This is a genomic window from Algoriphagus limi (assembly GCF_024919275.1).
Classification (GTDB): Bacteria; Bacteroidota; Bacteroidia; order Cytophagales; family Cyclobacteriaceae; genus Algoriphagus; species Algoriphagus limi.
The window spans coordinates 1,427,734-1,441,851 of sequence record NZ_JANWGH010000001.1 but is presented as its reverse complement, the minus strand read 5'-3'; the positions used below and the strand labels follow the sequence as shown (position 1 = coordinate 1,441,851).

Annotated in this window: 10 protein-coding genes; 9 read left to right on the top strand and 1 reads right to left on the bottom strand. The window is 40.7% G+C overall.

The window, feature by feature from the left end; translation table 11 throughout:
- The first annotated feature begins 164 nt into the window (after positions 1-164).
- Genes NY014_RS06280 through NY014_RS06265 form a run of 4 tightly spaced genes read left to right on the top strand, consistent with a single transcriptional unit; the run spans position 165 to position 4,166 of the window.
- A complete protein-coding gene (locus NY014_RS06280) occupies positions 165-1,595 on the top strand; it encodes a circularly permuted type 2 ATP-grasp protein (protein ID WP_259413709.1) in 1,431 nt (476 codons plus the stop codon).
- Between the two features lie 11 nt (positions 1,596-1,606).
- The gene (locus NY014_RS06275) at positions 1,607-2,584 is read left to right on the top strand and encodes an alpha-E domain-containing protein (RefSeq protein WP_259413708.1); all 978 of its coding nucleotides are present in this window, start codon (positions 1,607-1,609) and stop codon (positions 2,582-2,584) included.
- Complete coding sequence (locus NY014_RS06270) at positions 2,584-3,297, top strand: proteasome-type protease (RefSeq protein WP_259413707.1); 714 nt, start codon at positions 2,584-2,586, stop codon at positions 3,295-3,297. The genes NY014_RS06275 and NY014_RS06270 overlap by 1 nt, the downstream gene beginning before the upstream one ends.
- Before the next feature lie 11 nt (positions 3,298-3,308).
- A complete protein-coding gene (locus NY014_RS06265) occupies positions 3,309-4,166 on the top strand; it encodes a transglutaminase family protein (protein WP_259413706.1) in 858 nt (285 codons plus the stop codon).
- Here NY014_RS06265 and NY014_RS06260 read toward each other — a convergent pair whose 3' ends face one another.
- On the bottom strand, positions 4,167-4,940 hold the full coding sequence (locus NY014_RS06260) for a hypothetical protein (RefSeq protein ID WP_259413705.1): 774 nt from the start codon (positions 4,938-4,940) through the stop codon (positions 4,167-4,169).
- Between the two features lie 165 nt (positions 4,941-5,105).
- Here NY014_RS06260 and NY014_RS06255 point away from each other — a divergent pair, with 165 nt between their 5' ends.
- The 5 genes from NY014_RS06255 to NY014_RS06235 all read left to right on the top strand — a co-directional run bounded on the left by NY014_RS06255 (position 5,106) and on the right by NY014_RS06235 (position 14,063).
- Complete coding sequence (locus tag NY014_RS06255) at positions 5,106-6,329, top strand: PepSY-associated TM helix domain-containing protein (RefSeq protein WP_259413704.1); 1,224 nt, start codon at positions 5,106-5,108, stop codon at positions 6,327-6,329.
- A 144-nt stretch (positions 6,330-6,473) separates the two neighbouring features.
- Positions 6,474-7,142 carry a response regulator transcription factor gene (locus NY014_RS06250; RefSeq protein ID WP_259413703.1) on the top strand — a complete coding sequence of 223 codons (669 nt, stop codon included), beginning with the start codon at positions 6,474-6,476 and terminating at the stop codon, positions 7,140-7,142.
- Positions 7,139-8,515 (top strand): sensor histidine kinase, encoded by a 1,377-nt coding sequence (locus NY014_RS06245; protein ID WP_259413702.1) that lies wholly within the window; start codon positions 7,139-7,141, stop codon positions 8,513-8,515. The genes NY014_RS06250 and NY014_RS06245 overlap by 4 nt, the downstream gene beginning before the upstream one ends.
- A gap of 80 nt (positions 8,516-8,595) precedes the next feature.
- A complete protein-coding gene (locus NY014_RS06240) occupies positions 8,596-12,921 on the top strand; it encodes a CusA/CzcA family heavy metal efflux RND transporter (protein WP_259413701.1) in 4,326 nt (1,441 codons plus the stop codon).
- Entirely contained in the window at positions 12,921-14,063 is a 1,143-nt protein-coding gene (locus tag NY014_RS06235; protein ID WP_259413700.1) for an efflux RND transporter periplasmic adaptor subunit, read from the top strand. Before NY014_RS06240 ends, NY014_RS06235 begins: the two co-directional genes overlap by 1 nt.
- The last annotated feature ends 55 nt before the right edge of the window (positions 14,064-14,118 follow it).

Sequence of the window (14,118 nt, the reverse complement as noted above, 5' to 3'; positions counted from 1 at the left end):
AAATAGGAATTCAGTTCTTTTTCAAATTCCTATAAAAAATATAGGTCCGTTAATTTTCTGGTGCTAAATGATTGGATTGATTACTGATTTGTTAATTATTTTATCGTTTTGGAATATTCTGTATTTGTTCTAACTTATTGTGCGACTCTTAATTTTTAAACTTTATGAAAATAGAAGGATATCAATCCAAAGAGCATTACGATGAAATGTTTACATCCGAAGGGGATGTTAGACCTCACTACCAAGAGTTTTTTCAAAACCTGAAAAAAACTCCCTACAAGAAGATGAATCATCTTCAGTTTTCTGCCAATCAAACACAACGAGCAATGGGGATGACTTTCAATGTCTATCATGACAATCAGGGTTTGGAAAAAATTCTTCATTTGGACATCGTTCCCAGAATCATCCCCAATGAGGAATGGAAGAAGTTAGAATCTGGACTTAAGCAGCGTACCTATGCCTTAAATCTATTTCTTCAGGATATTTACAATGATCAAAAAATCTTGAAAGACGGAGTCGTTCCCAGCGACTTAATTTTAGGTTCTAAGGATTTCTTGAAGCCATGTATTGGTTTGACTCCTCCAAAGGGAATATGGTGCCACATTACCGGTACGGATTTGATCAAAAATAAGGACGGGGAATACTACATCCTCGAAGATAATCTCCGCTGTCCATCTGGTGTCTCTTACATGCTGGAGAGTAGAGAAATCATAAAGCGAGCTTTTCCTAATCTTTTCAATAAAGGAGGAGTCATGCCGGTATCGGATTATCCAGCTAAACTTCTGAAAATACTCCAATTTTTGAGCAATAAATCCAAGCCGGTGGTGGGGGTGTTGACGCCAGGGATTTATAATTCTGCCTATTATGAGCATTCCTATTTAGCCTTGCAAATGGGAGTAGAGTTGGTTAATGGGGTCGATCTTATTGTGGAGGATAATAAGGTCTTCATGCAAACGACTCATGGCCTTCAGCAAATTGATGTGCTTTACAGAAGAATTGATGACGTTTTTATGGATCCCTTGACCTTCCGGCCTGATTCCATGCTAGGCGTTCCGGGGATTTTCAATGCCTATAAAGCTGGAAATATTGCCCTCGCTAATGCTCCGGGAACGGGAGTGGCAGATGACAAGGCTGTTTATGCTTATGTTCCAAAAATCATCAAATATTACTTAGATGAGGATCCTATTCTGAATAATGTGCCTACCTACTTATGCAGAGAGGAAAAAGACAGGCAATATGTCTTAGATCATATTGAAGAGTTGGTTGTGAAAGAAACCAATGCAGCGGGAGGATATGGTATGCTTATCGGGCCGAAAGCTACCAAAGAAGAGCATGCAAAATTCAAAGAATTGATCAAGTCCAACCCGAACAATTACATAGCCCAACCTACTCTTTCACTTTCCACAGTTCCCACCCTTTGTGAAGAAGGAGGACTGGAGGGACGCCATGTGGATTTGCGCCCTTATATTTTGTATGGGAAAGAAATTGAGGTTATTCCAGGCGCTTTGACCCGAGTAGCACTTCGGAAGGGCTCCTTGGTAGTCAATAGCTCCCAAGGTGGAGGAAGTAAGGATACATGGGTATTGTATAATTAATTATCGAAGACATGTTAAGCCGAGTAGCAAATCATATTTATTGGTTGGGAAGATATCTGGAGCGAGCCGAAAACTACGCTCGATTTATAGATGTCAATTTTAATTTGATGCAGGATCTTCCCGTTGATCTCAAAGAGCAATGGCAGCCATTGGTTGCTGCCACTGGAGATTGGGATTTATTTATTTCCAAAAATCAAAAGTTTGAAAAGAATGAGGTCTTGTACTTTTTAGCCTTTGATTTAGAAAACCCCAACTCTATGCTTTCAGCTATTTCCCGAGCCAGGGAAAATGCCCGGATTATTCGGGAAAATCTCAGCAAGGAGACTTGGGAAAAGACCAATCAGCTCTACATGATGATGCAGGAAGGAGCTGATAAGAAAATCTGGAAAAAAGTGGATCCTCGACCATTTTTTGAAAAAGTTAAAAATCAGATTCTTCTAATTTATGGAATTGCTGATAGTAGTGTGGCTCGTGTGGAGGGTTGGTACTTCCGCCAATTGGGGCAATTTCTGGAAAGGGCAGATAAAACTTCCCGGATTTTAGATGTCAAGTACCACATTTTATTGCCATCAGGGCAAGATGTTGGTACTCCCTTAGACTTTTTGCATTGGATGGCTTTGTTGAAATCTGTTACGGGATTCAATACCTATCGAAGGGTGTATGGGAATATTGACCCATCCAATGTAGTGGAGTTTTTGGTCCTAAATAAATATTTCCCTAGATCCATTTACTATTGTCTCAAAGAGGCAGAATCCTGCCTTCATCATATTTCTGGAAATCGAGATGGAGGCTTTATTAATCCTGCCGAAAAAGCAGCCGGTGAGTTGCGTTCTCATTTAGAATTCGCTGAGGTAAAAGAAATCATCGACTATGGTTTGCATGAGTATTTGGATAATCTGCAAATAAAGATGAATAAACTATCAGATCTGATCGACAGTACGTACTTTCGGCTTCGGGATAATTTTATTTCGCAAAATCAGGATCAATAATGACATTCTGCCTCGGCATCAAGACCAAGCATGGCTTGGTTGGTCTCTCAGATACCAGAATCACCTCTGGAAATGAGACCACATCTTCCAAAAAGGTTTTCACAGTTAATCGGGAAAAACACTCTTTCTTCATCATGACAAGCGGACTTCGGTCTGTAAGAGATAAGGCGATCACTTATTTCTCAGAAGTGATTGAGCAGCAGGATGAATCCTTTACGAAACTCTATCATGCTGTCAATGAATTCGGGAATCAGGTTAAAATAGTAGCGAAAGAAGATAAGGAGTTTTTGGAGGGAGCGGGATTGAATTTTAATCTGTATTCAATTATCGGAGGACAACTGGAGCATGATACCGAACCAAAGTTGTATTTGCTGTATCCGCAAGGAAACTGGATAGAAATTCGGAAGGGGACGCCTTTCGTAATCATTGGGAATTCAGGTTTTGGAAATCCGATTCTGAAGCGATCTTTTCATTATGAGGATTCTTTGGAGTATGCGTTGAAGTGTGCTTTTCTGGCATTTGATGCTACGCGTATTTCAGCCAATGATGTAGATTTTCCGATCGATACGGTGGTATTGAAGGATGGGGAATATTTTACCAAAGAGACAAGGTTTGATCAGAAAGAATTAGAGCATATTTCAGCATTTTGGAATACCAAACTCAAAAAACTTATCACCGAAGTGCCTGCTGATATCCTCAATGAAGCGATATAAGTTTTAGAACTATGCTGATTCAAGTTCATCATCAAACTCACTATACATACACCGAAAAAGTGGGTTTGGGTGTGCATCAGCTTTATTTGTTACCCCAATATCGCTCACACTTCCGGATCAAAAGTCAAGAAATTAAAGTTGAACCCCAGCCGGACGGAAGCCATGACCGACAGGATTTAGCAGGGAATTGGTATCAGCAAGTTTGGTTTTCGGGAGAGACCGATATTTTTCAAATTCAAACCGATTGGGGTTTCGAGCTCTATCCTTTCAATCCTTTCGGATTTATCATTGATTATGATTTTGAACAATCCGCTGGAGAGGCTGATTTGCCGATGTTTCAATATCAAAAATCAGAAGAGTTCTCACGACCATTTTTAATCAGAAAGGAGGCGGTAGATTACCAATCCTTCCTTTTTCCAATCAGGCAAAACTCAAATGGCTTAGTGGATTTTTTAGTAAACCTAACCCAAGAAATCTATCAGAACTGGCCTCATTTGATTCGTCATGAGCAAAATATCTGGGAGCCATCCTTTACCTTTTCGGAGAAAAAAGGATCCTGTAGGGATTTGGCATGGATGCAAATGGATATGCTCCGATCTATGGGGCTTGCCTGCAGGTTTGTAAGTGGATATGCCTTTAATCCCAAACTGGATGATGGACATGAATTGCACGCGTGGATGGAAGTTTATTTGCCTGGCGCAGGTTGGATTGGCTTGGATCCAAGTTTGGGGCTATTGACTGATCATCATTATATTCCTTTGGCTGTGCATCCTGAACCGTATGAAACCATGCCAGTAAAGGGGTTCTTTTTTGGGGCAGCCAAATCCAGCTTACATACTTTTGTGGATCTGAAAATGATCGAGCCCTAATTAATTTGCGACTACAGCAAGTTTTTCAGGCATTTCAAAAAGGTCTTGATCGAATATATCCTCTGTCAAAACCACATCTGCAAAACTCACTTGGCTTCGGAATCTCTCAGTAGAATCTCCCGCAATGGAATAGCCAGTAATTACCCTAGGGAAAATCAAACCTCCTGCATCTCGGTAATCTTCATATTTCATAGCCTGGAGCGGGGGATTTGGGTTATTGAAGAATGTGACTTTGTAAAGTACCCATTCTAGTTTTCTAGTCTCAGGGTCTACAAGCAGGGTATATTGATTGGAAGGTCCTGAATGATATCCTGACTCAAAAGTTGCATCAAATGCCTCATAGTCTTTTCCATTCAATTTTTGGTTTTCGACCTTAACAACCTCTGCCTTCATATCAGTTAAAATATATGGCATGGCAAAAAAGTAGAAGTAGAAATCCTGATAAAATTTGACAGATGGTCCGCCAAAAGCTTGTCGGTTTGGACTGATCCAAGTCTTTTCTCCATCATATCCGATTTGAAAAAATTGTCCGTCAATTCTCACTTCCCTTGAATCCAAATTGATGAAATAATTCTCTTGGGTAAGGTTTGTTTCATGGAACATGGTGAAGGAGAATGCCTCAGAATTTACCCATTTACTCCAATTTCCATGAGCATCAAGTACTTTTTTAAATGCCTCCGGCTGCTCTAGGCGTAGATCTGGTTTCTTTTCTTCACAGGAAATAATCAAAAGGGTGATAAAGGCGGCCCAAACAAGTTTGGTAAATGAGTTCATGCTAATTCAATTTTTCTGTTGGAAAGATAAAGACTTTCGATTCTTTTTTCCCTTTTCAGAGGGCTTTTGAAAAAAGCTTTTTGCAGGATTTATTTTTTTTAGAATTAGTCTTAATAATAAAAGATTTTCTTTTAATTTTGACACAGTCTAAATAAGAATAAGAAAATGGCCCGTTCAAAATCCACTTGGAAAACCGTCCGAAAACTATTCAATGATATTCACTTGTATGCTGGATTGATTTCTGGAATCATCGTGATATTGGTTTGTCTTAGTGGAACGATTTACGTGTATAATACTGAAATCAAGGAATGGGCAGATTCTGAACGTTATTTTGTAGAGCCCTCTGGGGAAATGAAATCCTTGGATGAATTAAAAAGTGGGTTGGAATCCCAATTGAATGGGGAAGTAACTGCTGCCTTTGTACACGAGGATGCGGATAGATCAGTACAGTTTACACTTTTGAAAGAGGGAGAAAAGGGGAGAGGAACCACCTATTTTGTAAATCCTTACACCGGAGAGATTTTAGCCGATAACTCCGAGCGGACCGCTGCTGAGGAGTTTATGAGTACACAATTTTCGCTGCACCGTTGGCTTTTAATTGACCGGATTGAAGAACCGATTTTAGAATCAATGAGCAATCGGGAATTGGGTAGATTAATCAATGGAATAGCTACCTCTTTGTTTCTTTTGGGTGTCTTGACCGGAATGGTAATCTGGGTGCCGCAAAAAGTGAAAAGCTGGAAACAAGGTTTGAAGATCAAGTGGTCAGGTAATTGGAAAAGAATTAATCATGACCTGCACAATACTTTGGCTTTTTATTCCTTGACCGCCTTGTTTATCATGTCTGCCACAGGTTTGTTTTGGTCCTTTCAGTGGTATCGCGAAGGATGGCAGAAAACCTGGGACACCTACCAAGCTCCTAGAGAAGCGAAAAAGGGAGAGGAAGCTGAAAAAGTGGTTCCGGGTCCAGCTTTAGATTTTTCTTTGGATCAGGCAGTTTCGAAAGCAAATGAAGCCCTCCCTTATGCCGGCAACCTTCGGATTTCTCTGCCTCAAAATGATGAGCAGGCTATTTCTATCAATAAGTACCGAACAGGTTTTTTTGCTCGAGCCGGAGCGGATCAACTCACCTTAAATCAGGCGGATTTGTCGGTGTCAGAGATGAATTTGTTTTCAGATATGTCGACTCGACAGCAAATCGGTCGCTCTGTAAAAAGTCTTCATACCGGTGAAATATTTGGGTCTTTTACCAAGTTTATCTGGTTCATTGCCTGTCTCATTGCTACCTCACTTCCTATTACTGGTACGTTGATTTGGTGGAATAAGCGGAAAAAGAAAAAGTCATCCAAGAAGAGGAAGGTTAAGGAGAGACAAATGGAATTTGCGTAAATCTTTCAAGTTGTTTTCTAAATCTATGAAATCACCTTTTTTCAGGTCCTTTTTTAATCCTTTCGAAGTCAAGCTTTTTAAAAATTAAGTAAACTTTAAGCTAAATAAGCTTCCTTTTTCCCAAAATTCCCGAAATTTTAGGGTATGAGAATACTCGTTGTGGAAGATGAACCGGGAATTTCCAATTTCTTAAAGCAAGGCTTGGAGGAAGAGAGTTATGCCGTTGACGTTGCCGATAACGGAAAGGATGGGCTGGAGCTTGCTTTATCGGGAGCTTATGACTTGTTGCTTTTAGATTGGATGCTACCCGGAATGAGTGGGATTGAACTTACCAGGGTTTTTAGAAAGGAGCAGCCTTCAACTCCCATTATTTTTCTTACCGCCAAAGACACAGTGGATGAAACCGTTTTTGGGCTTCAAGCTGGGGCGAATGACTATATCAAAAAGCCATTTCACTTCGAGGAACTTTTGGAAAGAATCCGAGTGCAATTGCGGAAGAATCCAGCTGCCGAAAAAATCCTGGAACTCGGTGATATTCAAATTAACCCTGCAGCCCATCAGGTATTAAAAAGTGGCCAGGAAATTTCCCTTACTCAAAAGGAATTTGCGCTTTTGGAATATTTGGTGAGTAATAAAAATCGGGTTTGTCGCCGGACGCGGATCATCGAACATGTCTGGGATATTCATTTTGAATACAACACTGGGGTAATTGACGTATATATCAATTCTCTTCGCAAAAAATTAAACCTGAATAAGGAAGAAGACTATATTCAAACTATTCGGGGAGTGGGATATATGGCTAAGGAACCATGAGTATTTCATACAAAGAGCGGATTGCCCGAAGATTGACGGCTACCACTGCTATGATAATTCTGGTGGTGTTTGCGATCATATATGGGGTAGTCCGGTTGACAGTCGTTACCAATATCGATCGAGATCTGCAGCTGGAAACTGATGAGCATAAAAGCCAGATTTTTTTGGTAAATGGAGAAATCCGCTTCATACATAAAGGAGAATGGCAGGAGGAAGAGCACAGCCAACTTCAACTGAATCCGATTTTTATTGAAATCGTGGATGCAGAGGGAAATAGCATGGACCGCTCACCGAATTTGCTCAATAATCATCTTAGTTTTTTTCCGGATCGAGCAGGAAGCGGTGAGGCTTGGACGGTTCAAGCTGGGTCAAGAGAACTTAGACAAATGCAGATTCCGCTTTACAATCAAGGAATGATTGAAGGTTATTTGTTGGTAGCCAAATCTTTTGAGGACGCCCGGGAAACCTTAACTAACTTGAGGAATGTGCTTTTGGTTTTGTATCCGGTGATTTTGATTTCTCTTTTTCTGATCATGCGTAATCAAGCGGATCAGAGTATTCAACCTATTCGGCAGATCATTCAGAAGACTAATTTAATTACACAGTCCAATCTGAATGAGCGAATCCCGCTTTCTGGTCCCAATGATGAAATTGAGCAGCTTACCCGATCCATTAATGATTTGCTCAATAGATTAGAGCAAGCCTTGAAGAGGGAGAAGCAATTTACCTCAGATGCTTCCCACGAGTTGCGGACGCCACTCTCTGTTTTACGTGGTACGCTAGAGGTAATGATTCGAAAGCCTCGAACTCAAGAAGAATATCAGCAAAAAATCCAGCTGGCTTTGCAAAGTATTGACCGGATGACGGCCACTATTGAGCAATTGTTGGTGTTGGCTAGGGTGGAAAGCGGTCAGTCAATCATCTTGGAGGAGCTAGATCTCTTGGCGTTTTGTGAGGATTATGTTTTTCAGAAAAAGCTAAATACAGACCGAGAAATCAATTTTCTTCCACAAGTGGGCCATCCTATTTTTTTAAAGACCAATGAAAAATCGCTTCAGATTATTTTAGACAATTTGGTAGATAACTCAATCAAATATGCTGATGAATCAAAGCCCATTGAGGTCATTTTAGGAAAAGATGGGAAAGAGGTTTTTCTTGAGGTAGAGGATAGAGGCCCTGGTATTTCAATGGAAGATCAAAAGCGGATTTTTGATCCTTTTTATAGAGGAGATAGCGTTTTGGGAAGTAGAAAGCCTGGAGCTGGATTGGGCTTGGCAATCGTTAAAAAGCTTTGCGATGAATTGAATATTCAGATTTCGGTTGAAAGTGAAGAAGACAAAGGAAGTAAGTTCCGCTTGCTTTGGAATACCTGAATTTTAAGGAAATCTTAAGAATATCCTAAATCAAACCTAAGAGAAGGTAGGCATCTTTGTTAAAGAACAGAGACTGACCTATGTTAGATTCGATTATCCGATGGAGTTTAGCCAATAAGCTACTAATCGGCATTTTTATCCTTTTATGGATTGGATTTGGTATTTATTCCCTCACAAATATTCCCATTGGTGCAGTACCTGATGTAACCAATAATCAGGTTCAGGTAATCACTACCTCCCGCAATTTAGCTACTGAGGATGTAGAAAAATACCTCACTTACCCGGTAGAATTGGAGATGGCAAATTTGCCTGGGGTGAAAGAAATCCGCTCCATTTCGAAATTTGGGCTTTCAGTAGTAACCATCGTTTTTGAAGATGACTTGGGGACCTATTTACCCCGACAATTGATCGCTGAGCGAATCAAAATTGCTCAAGAACGGATTCCAGAAGGTTTTGGAAGTCCTTTTATGGGACCGATCTCAACCGGCCTTGGCGAGATTTACCAATATATTATCGACGTAAAACCCGGCTATGAAGATCAATACTCCATTACTGATTTGCGAACGATTCAGGATTGGGTTGTCCGACGTCAATTAGCAGGAATTCCTGGAGTAGTAGAAGTGAATACTTGGGGAGGCTTTTTGAAACAATATGAAGTTGCCATAAATCCTGAGCGTTTGCGTGCGATGGATTTGAGTATTGAGGAAGTTTTCACAGCTCTTCAGAAAAACAACTCAGTAGCCGGTGGAGGATACATAGAAAAAAGCAATCAAAGCTACTTTATCCGAGGTGAGGGATTAACGACTTCTTTGGATGACATAGGTCAAATTGTGGTAACAACCCGTTCGGGAGTACCGATTTTCATCCGGGATATTGCCACGGTCGGCTTTGGTGCTGCCAATCGATTTGGAGCCATTACTGCAAATGGTGAAGGTGAAAAAGTATTAGGTCAGATCATGATGTTAAAGGGAGCAGACTCTAAGCGAACCATCGATCTAGTACGCGAACGGATATCCGAAATTGAAGGGTCTCTTCCTGAGGGGATTTATATCAATGGGTTTTTGGACCGATCTGAATTGATTGGTCGAACTACTTTCACGATCGCTGAAAACCTGATTTTAGGTTGTTTGATCGTGGTTTTTGTAGTGGTTTTGTTGTTGGGGAATTTGCGATCGGGTTTGGTGGTCGCTTCTGTTATCCCGCTCAGTTTGCTTTTTGCACTTTCGCTTATGTTCATTTTTGGCGTAGATGCAAATTTGATGAGCTTAGGAGCGATTGACTTTGGGATTATCATTGATGGAGCGGTAATTATCGTAGAGTATATCGCCTATCGATTCACAAAGTCCTCAGAAATTTTATCAGGTTTGGCGAAAGAAGATCGAAAGTTCGAGCGAGATAAAATTTCCTTCGAGGGATCTTCCAAAATGATGCATTCCGCCATCTTTGGTCAGATTATCATCATCATTGTCTTTATTCCTATCCTTTCGCTTTCAGGGGTTGAAGGAAAAATGTTTCGACCTATGGCTGAAGTATTCAGCTTTGCTTTGATTGGAGCAATGATTTTAGGATTGACTTATGTCCCTGTGGCCTCTTCGCTTTTCTTGAAATCTACTGTTCAAGGCCCCAAGAATATTTCAGTTCGGATAATCAAGGCTATCAATAAAGCCTATGATCCCACACTTCGATGGGCTTTGGACCATGGAAAAGCTGTTCTTCTTTTTGCCGTAGGGATTTTGATTTCCGCAATTTTGATTTTCTCAACCATGGGTTCGGAATTTGTTCCTACTCTTGATGAAGGAGATTTTGTAATTCAACCTGTATTGAAAACAGGGACTTCCCTTAACAGTACTGTTGAGACAATTACAAGTATTGAGAAGATTCTTCTAGAATTTCCGGAAGTAAAACAAGTCGTAACTCGTATCGGCGCAGCCGAAATCCCAACTGATCCTATGTCCATGGAGGAAAGTGATGTGATCGTGACTTTACATCCTCCAAGTGAGTGGACTACTGTCGAGACTAAAGATGAATTGGCGGACAAATTCAAAGAAGCATTAGAAATCATTCCAGGTTTGGATTTTGAATTTACCCAACCCATAGAAATGCGGTTCAATGAATTGATTACGGGTGTTCGGGCAGATTTAGCGATTAAGATTTTTGGGGAAGATTTAGATGAATTGCTTCGGTTAGGTCAGGAAGTGGAGGCAGCAATTCAAAATGTTGAAGGTGCAGCTGATATCATTTTAGAAAAAGTGGACGGTCTGCCTCAAATGAAAATTGAATATGACCGCTCTAAAATCGCCAAATACGGTCTCAATATTTCTGATTTGAATTCCATCGTTACTATGGGATTTGCGGGCGAAGCTGCAGGAACAGTTTTCGAAGGAGAGCGTCAATTTGATTTGGTAGTCCGATTTGATAAGGATTTCAGAAAAGATCTTCAAAGTTTACAGAATACTACCGTCAAGCTTTCAGACGGTCGCTCCATTCCTTTTTCAGAATTAGCAGATATATCCTACACAAAAGGCCCAGCTAAAATTTCCCGTGATAATACTCAAAGAAGGGTAGTGGTCAGTGTGAATGTTCGAAATCGGGATTTGCAGTCTGTGGTGGATGATATTCAGCAGATCATTGGGCAGCGAATTGTCCTCCCGGAAGGCTATCGAGTGGACTATGGGGGACAATTTGAAAACCTTCAGCAGGCGCGTTCTAGACTTCTAATCGCTGTTCCGGTAGCATTGGTTTTGATTTTTATCCTGTTGTATTTCGCTTTTTCATCCAGCAAGGATGCCCTGATGATTTATTCAGCTATTCCGCTTTCAGCCATCGGAGGAGTGTTATTGCTTTGGGTGCGGGATATGCCATTCAGTATTTCGGCAGGAGTGGGCTTTATCGCACTATTCGGGATTGCTGTTTTGAATGGAATCGTGTTGATCGAGCATTTCAAATCTTTGGAATCCAAATTCGATTCTGTGCGTGATCTAGTGATTTTTGGAGCCAAAGAGCGACTTCGACCTGTTCTTTTGACGGCTTCAGCAGCTGCATTGGGCTTTTTGCCAATGGCGGTTTCCGGTTCTGCAGGAGCAGAAGTTCAAAGGCCTTTGGCAACGGTGGTTGTCGGCGGATTGGTTTCTGCTACCTTATTGACCTTACTCGTATTGCCGGTTCTTTATTACATGTTTCATCAAACCAAAATTTCATTGAGTGGATCAGGCAAAAATCTTGGAGCATTTTTGGTTCTTTTTATGGTAACACTTGCCCCGGTTTTTGGGCAGGAAAGCTCATCTATTTCACTTCAACAAGCTATTCAATTAGCTAATGAACAGAACGTGGACCTTCAATCTTCCCGAAAGGCAATTGATCGCTCGGAATCATTGATCGGGGCAGGTTGGGATATAGGTAAAACCTCGGTTTCTTATGGCTATGACAAAAACGATATTGCTGAAAATGGTATTTATAATCGGGTATGGAGAGTTCAACAGCAATTAGAGTTTCCTTCTGTTTATGGAGCTCGGACAGCAATTTTTAGAGCTCAAACTGAGAAAACCAATGCGGAATTTTTGCTAAAGAAGCGGGAAGTGGAGAAGGCTGTGGGGATGGCTTACGTGCAGACATTTTATTGGAGGGAGTCTATTCGAAATTTATACTATTTGGATAGCCTTTACGGTCAATTTGCTAGAGCAGCAAGCCGACGTTTTGAATTGGGTGAAAGTAATCTCTTGGAAAAACTGACAGCAGAAAGCAAATTACAGGAAGTTGGTTTAAGATTGAGGGCTGCTAGACAGGATTTTGCTACTTCCCTGATTAGCCTTCAGCGGCTACTTAATACCACTGACACCTTGATTTTGGAAGAGGAAGAACCTGATTTGGAATTATTGAATTTGGAGAATCCCGTTCATCCTATGGAACTTTGGATGGAAGCCCAACAAAAACAAGCCTCTTTTGCTGTCAAAGAAGTAAGAAGGGTTATGCTTCCGGATTTGAATTTCGAACTTTTCCGAGGTACCAACCCAGGTCCTGAAGCCCGAGTTTATCCTGGTTTTCAGGCCGGTGTGACAGTTCCTTTGTTTTTTGGGTCTTATAAATCCAAAGTAAAAGCAGCTAGTATTTATGAAGAACAGCTGGAGCTGGAGGCATCGGCATTAGTAATGTCTTTGGAAGCGAAAAAGGCCCAATTGGAAAAGCAAATTCAAAAAGCCCAAAGTGTCCTGGAGTATTATCAAGAAGAGGGACGAAACTTGGCTGATCAACTTGAGACCCAGGCAAGCCGATCTTTTCAAGAGGGGGAGATCGATTTCCTTCAATTCGTTCAACTGCTAGAAAATTCCCGAAATATTCGGATCCAATACCTGGAAAGTAAACTTGAATACCAATTGGCTACCCTAGAACTCATTTATCTTTCTATCTGATGAAAAAAATTATTCCATATATCACATCGCTTTTTACCTTCTCTGTTTTGTTTTCCTGTGGAAATTCTTCCAATGAAATGGAGGGAATAGAAGTAGAAGAAGCAGTCGCTTCAGTCGAGCAGATTGAACTTTCCAATGCGCAATTTGCGGCATTGAATATGACTTGGGGAAATTTCGAGGAGCGGAATTTCTCCGAGCATTTAAGCTTACTGGGAATGGTTCGGGTGCCTACAGAGGGCAGACAGGAAATTACTGCCATCTATGGGGGCTATGTTTCCGATCTCAAACTGATTGAAGGTCAGCAAATCAAAAAAGGTCAAATTCTCTTCTATTTGGAAAATCCAGAGTTTGTTCGCTTGCAGCAGGAATATCTAGAATCGAAAGGGCAATTGGATTACTTGCAAGCTGAATATGAGCGCCAAAAGACCTTGTATTCTGAGCAGATTTCCGCTCAAAAGAACTTTTTGAAAGCTGAAGCAGAGTACAAAACCACTCAGGCAAAGTTGGCTGGATTAACCAAGCAATTGGCTATGTTGTCCATCAATGTAGATGCACTTCAGCCTGAAAATATCCGCTCAAAAATCCCTGTATTTTCACCGATTAATGGCTTTGTGGAAACCATCGATGTGGTTCCCGGAGCATATATCAGTGAAACAAGCCGTGCCCTTACTTTATTGAATCGAGATCATCTGCATATCGAATTGATCGCATATGAAAAAGATGCTGCAAAAATCAAGACTGGTCAAAAAGTTAGGATTTCAATCCCTGATCTGGATGTTCAGGAAATCATGGCTGAAATATATGTTATCAGTCAATCCATCAATGAGGATCGACAGGTATTGATTCATGCTCATATTTTAGATGATGAGTTAGAGAAGTCCTTGGTCCCAGGAATGTATGTCGAAGCAGAGTTGGACTTGGAAGATCGATTGGTGAAAGTTTTACCTGAAACAGCAGTCGTCGAAGTGGAGGATGAGAATTTTATTTTAATTCAAAAATCCAAAACTGAAACTGGTTTTGAATTGGAACCGATTAAAGTAAAAGTAGGGATTTCAAAAAACAGATTTGTGGAAGTTATCCCACTTTCTGAATTGGATGAAAACGCGATGATCTTGACTAAAGGAGCATTTAGTCTGATGTGATCTTATTTCGATTAATTAGGTTTGTGATATTCAAATCCTAGATTTTATTGACAAT